This window comes from Mycobacterium sp. VKM Ac-1816D, assembly GCF_000416385.1.
Taxonomy (GTDB): domain Bacteria; phylum Actinomycetota; class Actinomycetes; order Mycobacteriales; family Mycobacteriaceae; genus Mycobacterium; species Mycobacterium neoaurum_A.
Genome location: NZ_AOHQ01000116.1, coordinates 32,682 through 47,619, shown reverse-complemented (window position 1 = coordinate 47,619; position 14,938 = coordinate 32,682). Strand labels below are relative to the sequence as shown.

Genomic DNA, 14,938 nt, shown 5'->3' with positions numbered 1-14,938 from the left:
GAAAACCTGTGTCACATGCACCGGAGTCCAAGGGCCGCACTCGGGAGGGACTTTGGTCCTTTCTAGCCCGCCAGCCCCAAGTGCTCGCGCAGCGTGGTGCCCGTGTAGTCGGCGCGGAACACCCCGCGTTCCTGCAGCAGTGGAACCACCGTATCGACGAACGGGTCCAGTCCGCCCGGGGTGACGTGCGGCACCAGGATGAAACCGTCGCTGGCATCGGCCTGGACAATGGCGTTGATCTGTTCGGCCACCGTCGCCGGTGACCCGATGAAGTTCTGTCGGCCGGTGACCTCGATGATCAGCTCTCGGCTGGTGAGGTTCTCCGCCTCGGCCCTGGCGCGCCACTCGTTGGCCACCGCCACCGGGTCACGGTGCATCCGCACGCTGGCCCGACCCCTGGCGATGGTGTTCTCACCGACGACCGGATCGACCGATGGCAGCGGCCCGTCCGGATCATGGTCGGACAGATCGCGATTCCAGAGTTGTTCGAGGAATTTGATTGCCGTGGCGGGGGAGACCTGTGCCAACCGGACCTCGTGGGCGATATCGGCGGCCTCGGCATCGGTGTCACCGAGCACAAACGTCGCGGCAGGCAGGATCAACAGCTGGTCATGGCTACGCCCGTGTGCGGCGAGTCTGCCCTTCACATCGGCGTAGAACGCCCGTCCGTCGGCAAGGGTGCCGTGCCGGGAGAAGATCGCATCGGCGGCACGGGCGGCGAACTCGCGACCGTGATCGGAGTCGCCGGCCTGGAAGATGACCGGGCGACCCTGCGGACTGCGCGGCACGTTGAAGCGGCCGGTGACGTCGAAATGGTCGTCGCGATAAGCGAATCGGCCGGCCTCGCCGGTCGAAAGGAAGGTCCCGCTCGTCTTGTCCGCGATGATCTCGTCACCGCGCCACGAGTCGAACAGCGTGTGCGCGGCCGCCAGAAAGCTCTCGGCGCGTGCGTAGCGCTGATCCTCGGCAAGGAACCCGCCGCGCCGGAAGTTCGCCCCGGTGAAGGCATCCCACGAGGTGACGACGTTCCACGCCGCCCGCCCACCGGACAGATGGTCCAGCGATGCGAATTGGCGTGCCACCTCATAGGGTTCGTTGAATGTCGAGTTGATGGTGCCGGTCAGCCCGAGCCGGTCGGTCACCGCAGCCAGCGCGGCCAGCACCGTGAAGGTGTCCGGCCGGCCGACCACATCCAGGTCGTAGATCTGGCCGCCCTGCTCGCGCAACCGAAGTCCTTCGGCCAGGAACAGAAAATCGAACTTGCCCCGTTCGGCGGTGCGCGCGAAGTGCGCGAACGACGCGAAGTCGATATGACTGCCCGAGTTCGGATCGCTCCACACCGTCGTGTTGTTGACGCCGGGAAAATGCGCGGCGAGATGAATCTGCTTGATCGGCTTGCTCATATCCGCCCTAGGGGTGTGCGTACCGGTTGGCCGGGCGGGACAGTCCGAACAACCCGCGCAGGGTCGACTGCGCGTAGCCCGTGCGGAAGATCCCGCGCCGCTGCAGTTCGGGAACCAGCCCGCCGGTGATCTGGCGCAGATCGTGGGGTACCGTCGCCGGCCGCAATCGGAAACCATCGGCGCCGCCGGCCTGCCACTGTTGCAGCTGGTCGGCCAATTGTGCCGGTGTTCCGACGAAAACGTGCGCGTCACTGATGTATTCGCGACCAAGCAGCTCGTCGAGCCGCGTGCGGTGCGCTGTGGCGGCGGTGCCGGTGTCGGCCAGGAAAACCACCACGTCGGCGATGAGGCGCACCGCGGTGGCCCCGGCAGGCCGGTGTGCGGCGATGGTGTCGGCGATGCCGGTGATCTCGTCGGCATGGTGCGGGGTGATGAAGCCCAGATCGGCACTGGCGGCGATCAGCCGGTAGGCCGGGTCACCGTGGGCCAGGGCGGCGACCAGGGGCTGGCCCTGCGGCGGGCGCGGAGTGATCGACGGGCCCTTGGCGGAGAACCAGCGTCCCTGGAAGTCGATGTAGTGCAGCTTGTCGCGGTCGACGAATCGCCCGGTGGCCGTATCGCGGATCTCCGCGTCGTCCTCCCAGCTGTCCCAGAGCCTGCGCAGCACCTCTGTGTAGTCGGCGGCCTCGGACATCCCGTCCTCGGCGACCTCGCGGCCGAAATGACCCACCGATTCCGGGTTGGAGGACACCTGGACGCGGACTCCGGCACGGCCGGTGCTCACATAGTCGAGCGTGGCGATGGCCTTGGACAGGTGAAACGGCTCGGTGTGCGTGGTGATCGCGGTCGGGATCAGGCCGATGTGCCGGGTCACCGGTGCCACCCGTGCGGCGATCTGCACGGCGTCCAGTCGCCCGCGCAACCGGTCGGTGCGGGTGTCCGGGCGGAACGGATGGTCCGACTGCAACGCCAGCCCGTCCTCGATCGTGACGAAGTCGGCGAGCCCGCGTTCGGCCTCCTGGATCACATCGGTCCAGTAGCCGGCGGTCAGCACCTCGGTGGGCCGGGCGTCGGGTAGTCGCCAGGACGCCGGATGCCACCCGGTGCCGTCGAGGGCGATGCCGAGATGCAGCGGTGCCACCGGTCTGCTCACACCCTCAGTCTTCCCGGCTGCGCCGTGGCGGCAAGGGATCTGCGCAGCCTGATTCGCTCCGTCCGGCCGGTCACGCCAACGCTGCCAGCGCCTTCGCGGGGTCGTAGCCCGCGAAATCGGCCAGCGTGCCCTCGCGGAGACGATTCACCCACGCCGGATCGGCCAGCAGCGCCCGGCCGACCGCCGCGATATCGAACTCACCGGCCTCGAACTGGGCGACCAGTCGATCCGCCGAGTCGGGTTCGATCAGCTGGCCGGGCTTCTCACTGCGGAACTGGGTCTGCAGACCGACCGAGCCCACGGCGATGACCGGCAGTCCGGTGATCTTCTTGGTCCAGCCGGCCAGGCTGAGCTCACTGCCGGAATCGGCGAACGCGGGAACGTAGTGGCGGCGGGTCGAGGGATGGAAGATGTCCACACCCGCCGCTGCCAGGGGCGTCAGGATGGCGTCGAGTTCGCCCGGATCGGATGCGATGGTTGCCGAGTAGTCGGCGCCCTTCCACTGCGAGTACCGGAAGATGATCGGGTAGTCGGCGCCGACGGCGGCGCGCACAGCGGCCACCACTTCGGCCGGGAAACGTGTTCTCGCGGCCAGCGATCCGCCGTAGGAGTCGGTGCGTTGATTGGTCTTCTCCCAGAGGAACTCGTCGACCAGGTAGCCGTGCGCACCGTGAATCTCGACTGCGTCGAACCCCACGTCGCGCGCCGCCGACGCAGCGTCGGCGAACGAGGCGGCCACCGCGGCGAGCTCGTCGCGGTCCAACGCCCGGCCCTTCGGCTCGCCCTTGCCGTTGATCCCGGATGGGCTGACCACGGTGACGCCGTCGGAGTCGCTGCGTTCGGCGCCCTGATGCCACAGTTGCGCGGCGACGGTGCCGCCCTCTGCGTGCACCGCCTCGGTGACCCGGCGCCAACCCTGCAGGACCTCATCGCCGGCGATGGTCGGGACGGAGGTCGGGTAGCCCGCCGCGGGGTCGGGAAGCCGAACGCCCTCGGTGATGATCAGACCGACGCCGCCTGCCGCGCGTCGGCGGTAGTACTCCGCGACATCGGCACCCGGCACGCCACCGGGGGAGGCCTGCCGCGTCATGGGTGCCATCGCGAAGCGATTGGGCACTGTCAGCGAACGAACGGTCAGTGGGGTGAAGAGTGGGTCGACGCTCATGGATCGATTCAACCCGAGGCCCGCGCCCGATAATCCCCGGCGTCAGCGATTGGCGAGCAACAGCACAATCGCGGCGATGGTGAGCAGTACGGAGGTGGCGATCGGCACGAGCACCCAGTTGCGCATGGCGTCGGGCCGAGGCGAGTTGTTCTTTGCCGGTGTGGGCATCGCGGTATTCCTTTCGGTCGACCGGATGCAATTATGATTACCCGCCCCGCCGGACGCGAAAACGTCAGTCCGACCGTTCCCACGTCCAGCCGGTGATCGACGGGTGGTCTTCGCCGTGTTCGCGGGTGTAGAGACGGGCTGCCAGCCGGGCGTCGACCATCTCCTGACGGAGCCCGGCGGCGTTACTTCCCAGTCCCGCGACGCGGTCGATCACGTCGATGACCAGGTGGAAACGGTCCAGATCGTTGAGCATCACCATGTCGAACGGGGTGGTTGTGGTCCCGCGCTCCTTGAACCCGCGAACGTGAAGTTGATCATGATTTCTGCGCCGGTAGGCAAGGCGGTGGATGAGCCACGGATACCCGTGGTAGGCGAAGATGACCGGTTTGTCGGGCGTGAACAACGCGTCGAACTCGGGATCGGACATGCCGTGCGGATGCTCGGAATCCGGTTGTAGACGCATGATGTCGACCACATTGACCACCCGGACCCTCAGGTCGGGCAAGTGGCGACGCAGGATATCCGCTGCGGCAAGGATTTCCAGCGTCGGAATGTCGCCGGCGCAGGCCAGCACCACATCGGGTTCGCTGGTATTGGTGCTCGCCCACTCCCAGATGCCGGCCCCGCGGGTGCAGTGTGCGACGGCCTCGTCCATGGTCAGATAGTTCAGCGCGGGCTGCTTTCCGGCGACGATGACGTTGATGTACTGCCTGCTGCGCAGGCAGTGATCGGCCACCGACAGCAGGGTGTTGGCATCCGGCGGCAGGTATACGCGCACGACTTCGGGGCGCTTGTTGGCGACGTGGTCGATGAACCCGGGGTCCTGGTGGGAGGCGCCGTTGTGATCCTGGCGCCAGACATGCGATGTGAGAAGATAATTCAGCGATGCGATGGGCAGACGCCAGTCGAGGTGGTTGCTGCTGGTCAACCATTTGGCGTGCTGGTTGGCCATGCTGTCGACGATGTGGATGAAGGCCTCGTAACAGCTGAAGAAACCGTGCCGGCCGGTCAGTAGATAGCCTTCCAGCCACCCCTGGCACATGTGTTCGGAAAGCACTTCCATGACGCGGCCATCGGGCGCCAGATGCTCGTCATCGGCGGATTGCTCTGCCTGCCAGGCTTTGTCGGTCTTCTCGAACACCGCGGACAGTCGGTTCGACGCGGTCTCGTCGGGTCCCATCAGGCGGAAGTTATCGGGATTGGCGGCGATCACATCACGCAGATAGGTGCCCAGCACCCGGGTCGCCTCAGCGGTGGTGCTCGCCGGACCGGGCACCTCCACGGCGTAGTCCGTGATCGGCGGCAGGTTCAGCTCACGCAGCAGCACACCGCCGTTGGCGTGCGGATTGGCGCTCATCCGCCGGTCACCAACCGGGGCCAGGACACGTAGTTCGGGGCGCAGGGCACCGGAGGAGTCGAACAACTCCTCGGGCCGATAGCTGCTCATCCATTCCCGCAGCGCCTCCAGATGCGCTGCGTTGGTCCGCGTTTCCGACAGTGGCACCTGATGCGCGCGCCAGGTGCCCTCCACCTTATTGCCATCCACCTCGTGCGGGCCCGTCCAGCCCTTCGGGGTGCGCAGGATGATCATCGGCCACAGCGGCCGGCCGGTCTGGCCGTCTTCGCGCGCGGCGCGTTGAATGGCCGCGATCTGGTCGAATGCATCATCGAGAGCGCCTGCCAGCTGCCGGTGCACATCGGCGGGATCATCGCCTGCGACGGTGATCGGGATGTAGCCGTAACCACGCATCAGGGAATCGAGTTCCTCGGCCGGGATGCGGGCGAGCACCGTCGGGTTGGCGATCTTGTAGCCGTTCAGATGCAGGATCGGCAGCACCGCGCCGTCCCGGGCGGGGTCGAGGAACTTGTTGGAATGCCAGCTGGTGGCCAGCGGGCCGGTCTCGGCCTCACCGTCCCCGACCACGGCGGCGACCACCAGATCGGGGTTGTCGAAGGCTGCGCCGAACGCGTGCACCAGGGCGTAGCCGAGCTCACCACCCTCGTGGATGGAACCCGGCGTCTCGGCCGCCACGTGGCTGGGGATGCCGCCAGGAAAGGAGAACTGCCGAAACAGCTTCCGCAGGCCCTCGACGTCCTCGCCGATGCCGGTGTACACCTCCGAATAGGTGCCCTCCAGGTAGGCGTTGGCCACCAGTCCCGGCCCGCCGTGCCCGGGGCCGGTGATGTAGATGACGTTGGCATCACGCTGCCGGATCACCCGGTTCAGATGCGCATAGAGCAGGTTGAGACCCGGCGTGGTGCCCCAATGCCCCAGCAGCCGCGGCTTGACGTGTTCGGGCGCCAGGTCCTCGCGCAGCAGCGGATTGTCCAGCAGATAGATCTGGCCGACGGACAGATAGTTCGCGGCTCGCCAATACGCGTTCAGCGCGGTGACTTCGTCCTCGGTCAGGGATGCGGATAAAGTCATGATCTAGGCCTACCACGACTGGCGCGATATAAACACCCGCGTCATTTTCCGTTCGTCACCGTGACGGCGTGCACCCCCCAGATGTCATCGCAGTATTCAGCGATCGCCCGGTCGGAGGAGAATTTGCCGCTGCGGGCGGAGTTGAGTATCGACATCCGCGACCAGGCGTCACGGTCCTGCCAGGCGGCGCTGACCCGGTCCTGGCACCCGACATACGAGGCGTAGTCGGCCAGCACCAGGAACGGGTCGTCGTAGGTGAGGTTGTCGATCAGCGGCCGGAACACCTCGGTGTCCCCGTGCGAGAAATGGCCGCCGGCAATCAGATCGAGGACGGCCCGCAGTTCCGGATCCGCGGCGATGTAGGACGACGGCCGATAACCGTTGCGCTTGAGCTTCTCGACCTCCTCCACGGTGAGCCCGAACAGGAAGAAGTTCTCCGGACCGGCCTCGGCGCGGATCTCGACGTTCGCACCGTCGAGCGTGCCGATGGTCAACGCACCGTTCATCATGAACTTCATGTTGCCGGTGCCCGAGGCCTCCTTGCCCGCGGTGGAGATCTGCTCGGAGAGGTTGGCGGCCGGATAGATCAGGTGGGCGTTCTGCACGTTGAAGTTCGGCAGGAAGACCACCTTCATGTACCGGTTGACCTCGGGATCGAAGTTGACCATGTCGCCGACGGCGGTGATGAGCTTGATGATCCGTTTGGCCAGGAAGTACCCGGGGGCGGCCTTGCCGCCGAAGATGTACGCCCGCGGCGCCATGTCGATGCCGGGATTGTTCTTGATGCGCAGATACTGCGTGACGATATTGAGCACGTTGAGGTGCTGGCGCTTGTACTCGTGGATGCGCTTGACCTGGATGTCGAACAACCAGGTGGGATCGAGCTCGACACCGGTCTCGGCGTAGACGAAGTCGGCCAGCCGGGATTTGTTGGCGCGCTTCACATCGCGCCACTCGGCGCGGAAACCGTCATCGTCGATGAAGGCCTCCAGCCCGCGTAACCGGTCCAGGTGGGTCAGCCAGCCGTCGCCGACGGTGCGGTCGAACAGTTGGCGCAGCCCGGGATTGGACAGTGCGACGAAGCGGCGCGGGGTCACCCCGTTGGTCTTGTTGGAGAACCGCTCCGGCCACATCTCGTAGAAATCCTTGAGCACACTCTCCTTGAGCAGCTCGCTGTGCAGGGCGGCAACGCCGTTGATCGCGTGGCTGCCCACGGTGGCCAGATGCGCCATCCGCACCGACTTGGCACCGTCCTCGTCGATCAGCGACATCCGCCGGACCCGGTCCTCGTCACCGGGGAAGCGCGCCCGGACCTCGTCGAGGAACCGGCTGTTGATCTCGTAGATGATCTCCAGATGCCGGGGCAGGCTCTCGCCGAAGATCCCCAGCGGCCATTTCTCCAACGCCTCCGGTAGCAGCGTGTGGTTGGTGTAGCCGAAGGTGGCCACCGTGATCGTCCACGCCGTGTTCCAGTCCAGGCGGCGCTCGTCGACCAGTAGCCGCATCAGCTCGGCGACACCGATCGAGGGATGGGTGTCGTTGAGCTGGATGGCGAACCTTTCGGCCAGTTCGTAGATGGACAGATCGGCCAGATCGTCGACGATGTGCAGCACATGCTGCAGCGAGCACGAGACGAAGAAGAACTGCTGCAGCAGGCGCAGCCGCTTGCCCACCTCGGGCTCGTCATTGGGGTAGAGCACCTTGGTGACGGTCTCGGAGGTGACCTCCTCCTCGACGGCCTTGTAGTAGTCGCCGGTGTTGAAGGCCTCCAGGGCGAACGACTGCACCGCCCGCGCGCTCCACAGGGTGAGCACATTGCAGGTCTTGACGCCGTAGCCCTGGATCGGGGTGTCATAGGCGACGCCCTGGATGACACGCTGGGGGATCCAGCGGGCGCGCAGCACCCCGGCGTCATCGTGATAGCGCTCGGTGTGCCCACCCCACAGCACCGGATAGTGGACATCGGGTTTGGCGATCTCCCAAGGATTTCCGTTGAGCAACCAGTTGTCGGTCTTCTCGACCTGCCAGCCGTCCTGCAGCTCCTGGTCGAAGATGCCGAATTCGTAGCGGATGCCGTAGCCGATCGCGGGCCGCTCCAGGGTGGCCAGCGAGTCCAGATAACAGGCGGCCAACCGGCCGAGGCCGCCGTTGCCCAACCCGGGCTCCTCCTCGCAGTCCAGCACCTCCTCGAGATCCTGACCGAGCTCGGCCAGCGCGGTGCGCGCCGCGTTCTCGATGCCGAGGTTGAGCAGATTGGCACCCAGCTGCGGGCCCATCAAGAATTCCGCGGACAGGTAACAGGTGAGCTTGCTGCCCAGGTCCAACGACGTCTGGGTGGAGGCGACCCGGTTGTCCTGCATCCGGTCACGCACCGCCAGCGCCAGCGCCCGGTAGTAGTGCTCGGGGCGCAGCGCGGCGGCCGGCCTGCCGATCGAGTAGCGGATGTGGTCGATGATGGCCCGTCGCAGCGCGTCGGCCGACAGTCCGGTGCGGCTGGGTTCGTAGGCGGGCGCGGAGGCGGCGACATCGGTCATGATCGAAGTCTTGCAGCCACGCGCGTACCGCGCGCGCTCAATGCGCGTCGGCCCGGTGAACGGATATGAGACGCTGCCCGCATGTCCGGTGTGCCCGAACTCGTCGACGTCCTGCCCCAGCATCGGTTCGACGAGCAATCGCTGGCCCGTTTCCTGGGCGGGCACGGTATCGACGGTCCGCTGCAGATCCGTCAGTTCCAGGGCGGACAGAGTAACCCGACCTTTCACATCGGCAGTGCGACAGGCGAATTCGTCCTGCGCAAGAAACCGCCCGGCGTGCTGCTACCCAAGGCGCACGATGTGGCACGCGAGTACCGGGTGATGTCCGCGCTGGCCGACAGCGCGGTCCCGGTGCCCAGGATGCGGGTGTTGTGCACCGACGACTCGGTGCTGGGCACCCCGTTCTTCGTGATGGACCATGTGCCGGGCCGGATTTTCGCCGACCGGGTGCTGCGCGAGGGCACACCCGCCGAGCGGGCCGCGGTCTATGCGGACCTGGCCAGGGTGCTGGCCGCCCTGCACACCGTGGACTGGCGGTCGGCGGGGCTGTCCGACTTCGGGCGCCCCGACGGTTATCTGGCGCGGCAGGTGGCGCTGTGGACCAGGACCTGGGAGACCGTCAAGGTCGAGGAGTGCGCCGAGATGGACCGGCTGGCGGCATGGCTGCCCGCGCACCTGCCTAGCACCGACGAGGCCTGTATCGCCCACGGTGACTACCGTCTGGGCAATTTGCTGCTGCATCCCACCGAACCACGCATCGTCGCCGTGCTGGACTGGGAGCTGTCCACCATCGGCCATCCGCTGGCCGATCTCGGCTATGCGGCGATGACCTACCACCTGCCCGGTGACAGCGACCCGCTGATGGGGGTGGCGGGGGAGGACCTGACCGGCACCGGGATCCCGGACGAATCCGCCTTCGTCGCCGAGTACTGCCGCCACGCCGGCCGCGAGATCCCGCATAATCTGCCGATTTTCGTCATCTTCTCGATGTTCCGGTTGGCCGCGATCGTGGCGGGGGTGTGGCGGCGCGGTCTGGACGGTAATGCCGCCGACTCCCGCGCAGGCACCGAGTTGTTCCGCACCCGCTACCGCGGGTTGGCCGAACGGGCCTGGGCACTGGCCGGTGGGTGAGTGAGCGTCCGCTACACCGTGGTCAGATAGCGGCGGGTGATCACCCGCTGGGCCAGCCGGGTCACCGGACCGCCCAGCTTGCTCCACCACGTCGCGTGCCTGGAAAAGGCGGTCACCTCGGCATGGACCGAACCGTCGGTGGGGTCGTAGCGGACCGCGAACAGTTCCTCGCCGGTCTCCGGGTGCCCCGGCAATGTCCCGTAGGCGAAGCCACGCCGGTCCGGTTCGTCGAGCAGATAGACCACCCGGCACGGTGCTCGCAGCGGCCAGAAACCCACGGTCACCTCGACCCCGACGGCGGCCGATGCGGCATCGGCATGTACCAGCACCCCCGCGCCGCGCTGCATGCCCCAGTGCAGGACGGCATCGGCGGCCTCTTCGAAACGGGCGCGCCCGTGCCCGATGACCGCGGAGACCCCGACGTGCTGGTATCCGGCGGGTAGCGGGCCCCTGGTGGCACCCACCTCGGCATAGGTCAGATCCATCCCTGCCACTATCGCAGGCGCGTGCGCTGCGGCGGCGCGGTCGTGCAATAACGTGACAGCCGTGACCACCGGCAACGCGCACCCCGGCGGCGGATTCAATCCGCCCGAACCGACCGACAAGGGTGGCCCCGACTACGGACGTTTCGTCGAAGCGGTCCGCACGCTGCAGGACCACGCGCGGGCGGCCGACGCGCCCGACGAGGTGATCAGCGAAGCGGCCGATCTGGTCGAGAAGGTCTCGGCATTGCTGGCGCCCTACGAGGCCGACGAATGGCACTCCCCGTCGGGGCGCAGGCTCGACCTGCCCAACCGGGGCAACATCATGTCGGTCCCGATGGATCTGCGCGTCGCCGACGACCGGGTCACCGGCACCGTGCTGTTCCGCCGCTACCACCTCGGCCGCAACAGTGCCGTGCACGGCGGCGTGCTCGGGCTGCTGTTCGACTCACTGCTCGGGTTCACCACCGCCAAGCTCACCAAGAGCCTCTTCCAGCGCACCGCGCATCTGGGTATCGACTACCGCAAGATCGTTCCCATCGGCCGCGAGCTGCAGGTCGACGCGGGTATCGACCGTATCGACGGGCGCAAGATCTTCGTCAGCGGTCGGCTGCTCGACGGTGCCGAGGTGCTGACCGAGGCCGACGCGCTGTTCGTGCGACTGAAGCCGGGGCAGCCGTGACCGACACCGGTAAGCACGACAAGCGGGCGTGGGCGCGGTGGCGCGACAAGCTGCGTGACCGCCCGGTGGCCGACCTGGTCTACCGAACGGTGGTGGGCGTGGTCGGCACGCTGGTGCTGATCGTCGGCATCATCGCCATCCCGTACCCGGGCCCCGGGTGGGCCATCGTGTTCTTGGGGCTGGGAATTCTGGCCACCGAGTTCCGCGCCGCGCAGGTCGTCCTGCATTGGGTGCGTATCCGCTACGACAGGGCGATGGCCTGGTTCGGCAGACAGCACATCGCGGTGAAGGCACTGAGTGCGCTGCTGACGGCGGCCTTCGTCATCGCATCGCTGTGGCTGTTCGGGGCGCTCGCGCTGGTCGCCGGCTGGGTCGGAATCGATTGGTCCTGGCTGAAGAGCCCGATCGGCATCGGGTCGTAGGTATTGCGCTGGCCCAACCCCGATAGCATGGTCGCGATTCACTCGAGCCGATGAGGAGATCCACCGATGACCGCCGCCGCCAGTAAAGCCCCCGCAGCCCCGATCCGGGTTGCTGCCGGGACTACCGCCGGGGCGGCGGTGCGCGAGGCGGGACTGCCCGAGCGCGGCGCGCCCGACGCCATCGTCGTCGTGCGTGACGCCGAGGGCCGGCTGCGCGACCTGAGCTGGTCGCCGGACACCGACGTCGACGTCGAGCCGGTGGCCGCCGACACCGAGGACGGCCGAAGCGTCATCCGGCACTCGTGCGCCCACGTGCTGGCCCAAGCGGTGCAAGAGCTCTTCCCGCAGGCCAAGCTGGGCATCGGCCCGCCCATCACCGACGGCTTCTACTACGACTTCGACGTCGCCGAACCGTTCACCCCCGAGGACCTGGCCAAGCTGGAGAAGCGGATGGCCAAGATCATCAAGGATGGTCAGCTGTTCTCGCGGCGCGTCTACGAGTCCAAAGAGCAGGCGCGCGAAGAGCTTTCCGGTGAGCCCTACAAGCTCGAACTGGTCGACGACAAGTCCGGTGCCGACGACCCCGAGGTGATGGAGGTCGGTGGCGACGAGCTGACCGCCTACGACAACCTCAACCCGCGCACCAAGGAACGCATCTGGGGCGATCTGTGCCGCGGCCCGCACATCCCGACCACCCGCTACATCCCGGCGTTCAAACTGACCCGTAGCAGCGCGGCCTACTGGCGCGGCAATCAGGCCAACGCGAGTCTGCAGCGGGTGTACGGCACCGCATGGGAGTCCCAGGAAGCCCTCGACAAGCATCTGGAGCTCATCGAGGAGGCGCAGCGTCGCGATCACCGCAAGCTCGGCGTCGAGCTGGACCTGTTCAGCTTCCCCGACGAGCTCGGCTCGGGACTGCCCGTCTTCCACCCCAAAGGCGGCATCATCCGCAAGGAACTGGAGGACTACTCGCGGCGCAAGCACGAGCAGGCCGGCTACCAGTTCGTCAACACCCCGCACATCACCAAGGAAAATCTCTACATCACCTCGGGGCACCTGGAGTGGTACGCCGACGGCATGTTCCCGCCGATGCAGATCGACGCCGAGTACAACGAGGACGGCACGGTCCGCAAGCCCGGCCAGGACTACTACCTGAAGCCGATGAACTGCCCCATGCACCACCTGATCTACCGGTCGCGGGGCCGCTCCTACCGCGAGTTGCCGCTGCGGCTCTTCGAGTTCGGATCGGTGTACCGCTACGAGAAGTCCGGCGTGGTGCACGGCCTGACCCGGGTGCGCGGCATGACCCAGGACGATGCGCACATCTACACCACCCGCGAGCAGATGCGCGATGAGCTGACCTCACTGCTGCAGTTCGTGCTCGACCTGCTGTCCGACTACGGCCTCGACGATTTCTACCTGGAGCTCTCGACCAGGGACCCGGAGAAGTCCGTCGGTTCCGACGAGTTGTGGGAGGAGGCCACCGCCACGCTGCGCGAGGTGGCCGAGGCCTCCGGGCTGGACCTGGTGCCCGACCCGGGCGGCGCCGCCTTCTACGGTCCCAAGATCTCGGTACAGGTCAAGGACGCGTTGGGCCGTAACTGGCAGATGTCGACCATCCAGCTCGATTTCAACATGCCCGACCGGTTCGAGTTGGAATACACCGCCCCGGACGGTAGCAGGCAGCGCCCCGTGCTGATCCACCGCGCGCTGTTCGGTTCCATCGAGCGGTTCTTCGGGGTGCTCACCGAGCATTACGCCGGTGCGTTCCCGGCATGGCTCGCGCCGGTACAGGTGGTCGGGGTGCCCGTCGCCGACGCGCACCTTCCGTACCTGGAAGATGTTGCCGCGCAACTGCGTTCCCGCGGGGTGCGGGTCGAGGTGGACGGCAGTGACGACCGGATGGCCAAGAAGATCGTCAACCACACCAACCAGCGGGTGCCGTTCATGCTGCTGGCCGGTGACAAGGACGTCGACGCCGGGGCGGTCAGCTTCCGGTTCGGCGACCGCACCCAGGTCAACGGGATCGCCCGCGACGCCGCCGTGGACGCGATCGTCGACTGGATCGCCCGCCGCGAGAACGTCACTCCCACCGCGGATCTGCTGTCGGTGCCGACATGAGCGAGGACTCCGACGGCAACGACGCGATAGTCGACACCGGGGTCGGTGACCCCGACCATCTACAGCGGTTGTGGACTCCGCACCGGATGAGCTACATCGCCGAGTCGCCCATGAAGAAGGGTTCCGGTTCGGCACTGTCGACGGAACCGTTCACCGACATCCCCGCGATGTCGGACGAGGACGGCCTGATGGTGGCGCGCGGTGAACTGGTGTACGCGGTACTCAATCTGTACCCCTACAACCCGGGTCACCTCATGGTGGTGCCCTATCGGCGGGTGTCCGAGCTGGAAGACCTGAGCACCGACGAGACCGCCGAGTTGATGGCCTTCACCCAGAAGGCCATTCGGGTGATCAAGGCGGTGTCCCGCCCACACGGTTTCAACGTCGGGCTGAACCTCGGCACCTCGGCGGGCGGATCGCTGGCCGAACACCTGCACATGCACGTCGTGCCCCGCTGGGGCGGGGACGCCAACTTCATCACCATCATCGGCGGGTCGAAGGTGATCCCGCAGCTGCTGGGGGAGACCCGCACACTGCTGGCCGACGAATGGGCCAGGCAGGCGGAGCAGTCCCAGCCATGAGCAACTTCTACCTGATGACCCGGGCGGCCTACACCAAGATTTCGGGACCGGTCGCCAGGGCGGCACTGCGCACCGGGCTCACCCCGGACAGCATCACCATCCTCGGGACTGCCGGCTCCATCGTGGCGGCACTGACGCTGTACCCGATGGGACAGCTGTGGTGGGGCTCGGTGGCGGTGTTCTTCTTCGTGCTGGCCGACATGCTCGATGGGGCGATGGCCCGAGAACGTGGTGGTGGAACGCGATTCGGCGCCGTGCTGGACGCGACCTGTGACCGCCTCAGCGACGGTGCGATATTCGGCGGACTGGTGTGGTGGGCGGCATTCAGCGCCCACAACACCGCCCTGGTGGTGGCCGGACTGATCTGCTTGGTCACCTCCCAGGTCATCTCGTATATCAAGGCCCGCGCCGAGGCCAGCGGTCTACGCGGTGACGGTGGCATCATCGAACGCCCGGAACGGCTGGTCATCGTGCTGATGGGCGCCGGATTCGCTGGGCTGTTCGGGTTGCCGATCCTGCTGGACGTGGCGATGTGGGGTCTCGCGGTCGCCAGCCTGGTGACCCTGGCGCAGCGGTTGCATGCCGTGCGGACCTCGCCGGGGGCGATGGATTCGCTGCCGGCCCCGGCCGAACCCGCCGAGGACGGTCAGTGAGCACGCCGTCGGCGG

Annotated in this window: 13 protein-coding genes; 6 read left to right on the top strand and 7 right to left on the bottom strand. The window is 67.0% G+C overall.

Annotated features, from left to right (window positions below):
• Positions 1-62: 62 nt before the first annotated feature.
• The 6 genes from G154_RS04730 to G154_RS04710 form a co-directional block, all read right to left on the bottom strand.
• On the bottom strand, positions 63-1,403 hold the full coding sequence (locus G154_RS04730; RefSeq protein WP_019512676.1) for an NtaA/DmoA family FMN-dependent monooxygenase: 1,341 nt from the start codon (positions 1,401-1,403) through the stop codon (positions 63-65).
• A gap of 7 nt (positions 1,404-1,410) precedes the next feature.
• On the bottom strand, positions 1,411-2,556 hold the full coding sequence (locus tag G154_RS04725; RefSeq protein WP_234713174.1) for an LLM class flavin-dependent oxidoreductase: 1,146 nt from the start codon (positions 2,554-2,556) through the stop codon (positions 1,411-1,413).
• 70 nt (positions 2,557-2,626) lie between these two features.
• Positions 2,627-3,721: a 12-oxophytodienoate reductase gene (locus tag G154_RS04720; protein WP_019512674.1), complete on the bottom strand. Its 1,095-nt coding sequence runs from the start codon at positions 3,719-3,721 to the stop codon at positions 2,627-2,629.
• Positions 3,722-3,763: 42 nt separating this feature from the next.
• Entirely contained in the window at positions 3,764-3,889 is a 126-nt protein-coding gene (locus G154_RS27285; RefSeq protein ID WP_019512673.1) for a hypothetical protein, read from the bottom strand.
• A 64-nt stretch (positions 3,890-3,953) separates the two neighbouring features.
• Complete coding sequence (locus tag G154_RS04715; protein ID WP_019512672.1) at positions 3,954-6,317, bottom strand: phosphoketolase; 2,364 nt, start codon at positions 6,315-6,317, stop codon at positions 3,954-3,956.
• 41 nt (positions 6,318-6,358) lie between these two features.
• Complete coding sequence (locus G154_RS04710; RefSeq protein WP_019512671.1) at positions 6,359-8,851, bottom strand: glycogen/starch/alpha-glucan phosphorylase; 2,493 nt, start codon at positions 8,849-8,851, stop codon at positions 6,359-6,361.
• An 81-nt stretch (positions 8,852-8,932) separates the two neighbouring features.
• On the opposite strand from G154_RS04710, the gene G154_RS04705 reads away from it, so the two are divergent.
• A complete protein-coding gene (locus tag G154_RS04705) occupies positions 8,933-9,982 on the top strand; it encodes a phosphotransferase family protein (protein ID WP_019512670.1) in 1,050 nt (349 codons plus the stop codon).
• 11 nt (positions 9,983-9,993) lie between these two features.
• Here G154_RS04705 and G154_RS04700 read toward each other — a convergent pair whose 3' ends face one another.
• Positions 9,994-10,467, bottom strand: a complete 474-nt coding sequence (locus tag G154_RS04700; RefSeq protein WP_019512669.1) for a DUF1990 domain-containing protein — start codon at positions 10,465-10,467, stop codon at positions 9,994-9,996.
• A gap of 61 nt (positions 10,468-10,528) precedes the next feature.
• Between G154_RS04700 and G154_RS26325 the strand changes: the two genes are divergently transcribed.
• The 5 genes from G154_RS26325 (at position 10,529) to pgsA (ending at position 14,923) form a co-directional block, all read left to right on the top strand.
• A complete protein-coding gene (locus G154_RS26325) occupies positions 10,529-11,146 on the top strand; it encodes a PaaI family thioesterase (protein ID WP_019512668.1) in 618 nt (205 codons plus the stop codon).
• Entirely contained in the window at positions 11,143-11,568 is a 426-nt protein-coding gene (locus tag G154_RS26320; RefSeq protein WP_019512667.1) for a TIGR02611 family protein, read from the top strand. Before G154_RS26325 ends, G154_RS26320 begins: the two co-directional genes overlap by 4 nt.
• A gap of 66 nt (positions 11,569-11,634) precedes the next feature.
• Positions 11,635-13,689, top strand: coding sequence for a threonine--tRNA ligase (gene thrS / locus G154_RS04685; protein WP_023985676.1), 2,055 nt, complete (start codon positions 11,635-11,637; stop codon positions 13,687-13,689).
• Complete coding sequence (locus G154_RS04680; RefSeq protein ID WP_019512665.1) at positions 13,686-14,270, top strand: HIT domain-containing protein; 585 nt, start codon at positions 13,686-13,688, stop codon at positions 14,268-14,270. Before thrS ends, G154_RS04680 begins: the two co-directional genes overlap by 4 nt.
• A complete protein-coding gene (pgsA, locus tag G154_RS04675; RefSeq protein WP_019512664.1) occupies positions 14,267-14,923 on the top strand; it encodes a phosphatidylinositol phosphate synthase in 657 nt (218 codons plus the stop codon). Before G154_RS04680 ends, pgsA begins: the two co-directional genes overlap by 4 nt.
• The last annotated feature ends 15 nt before the right edge of the window (positions 14,924-14,938 follow it).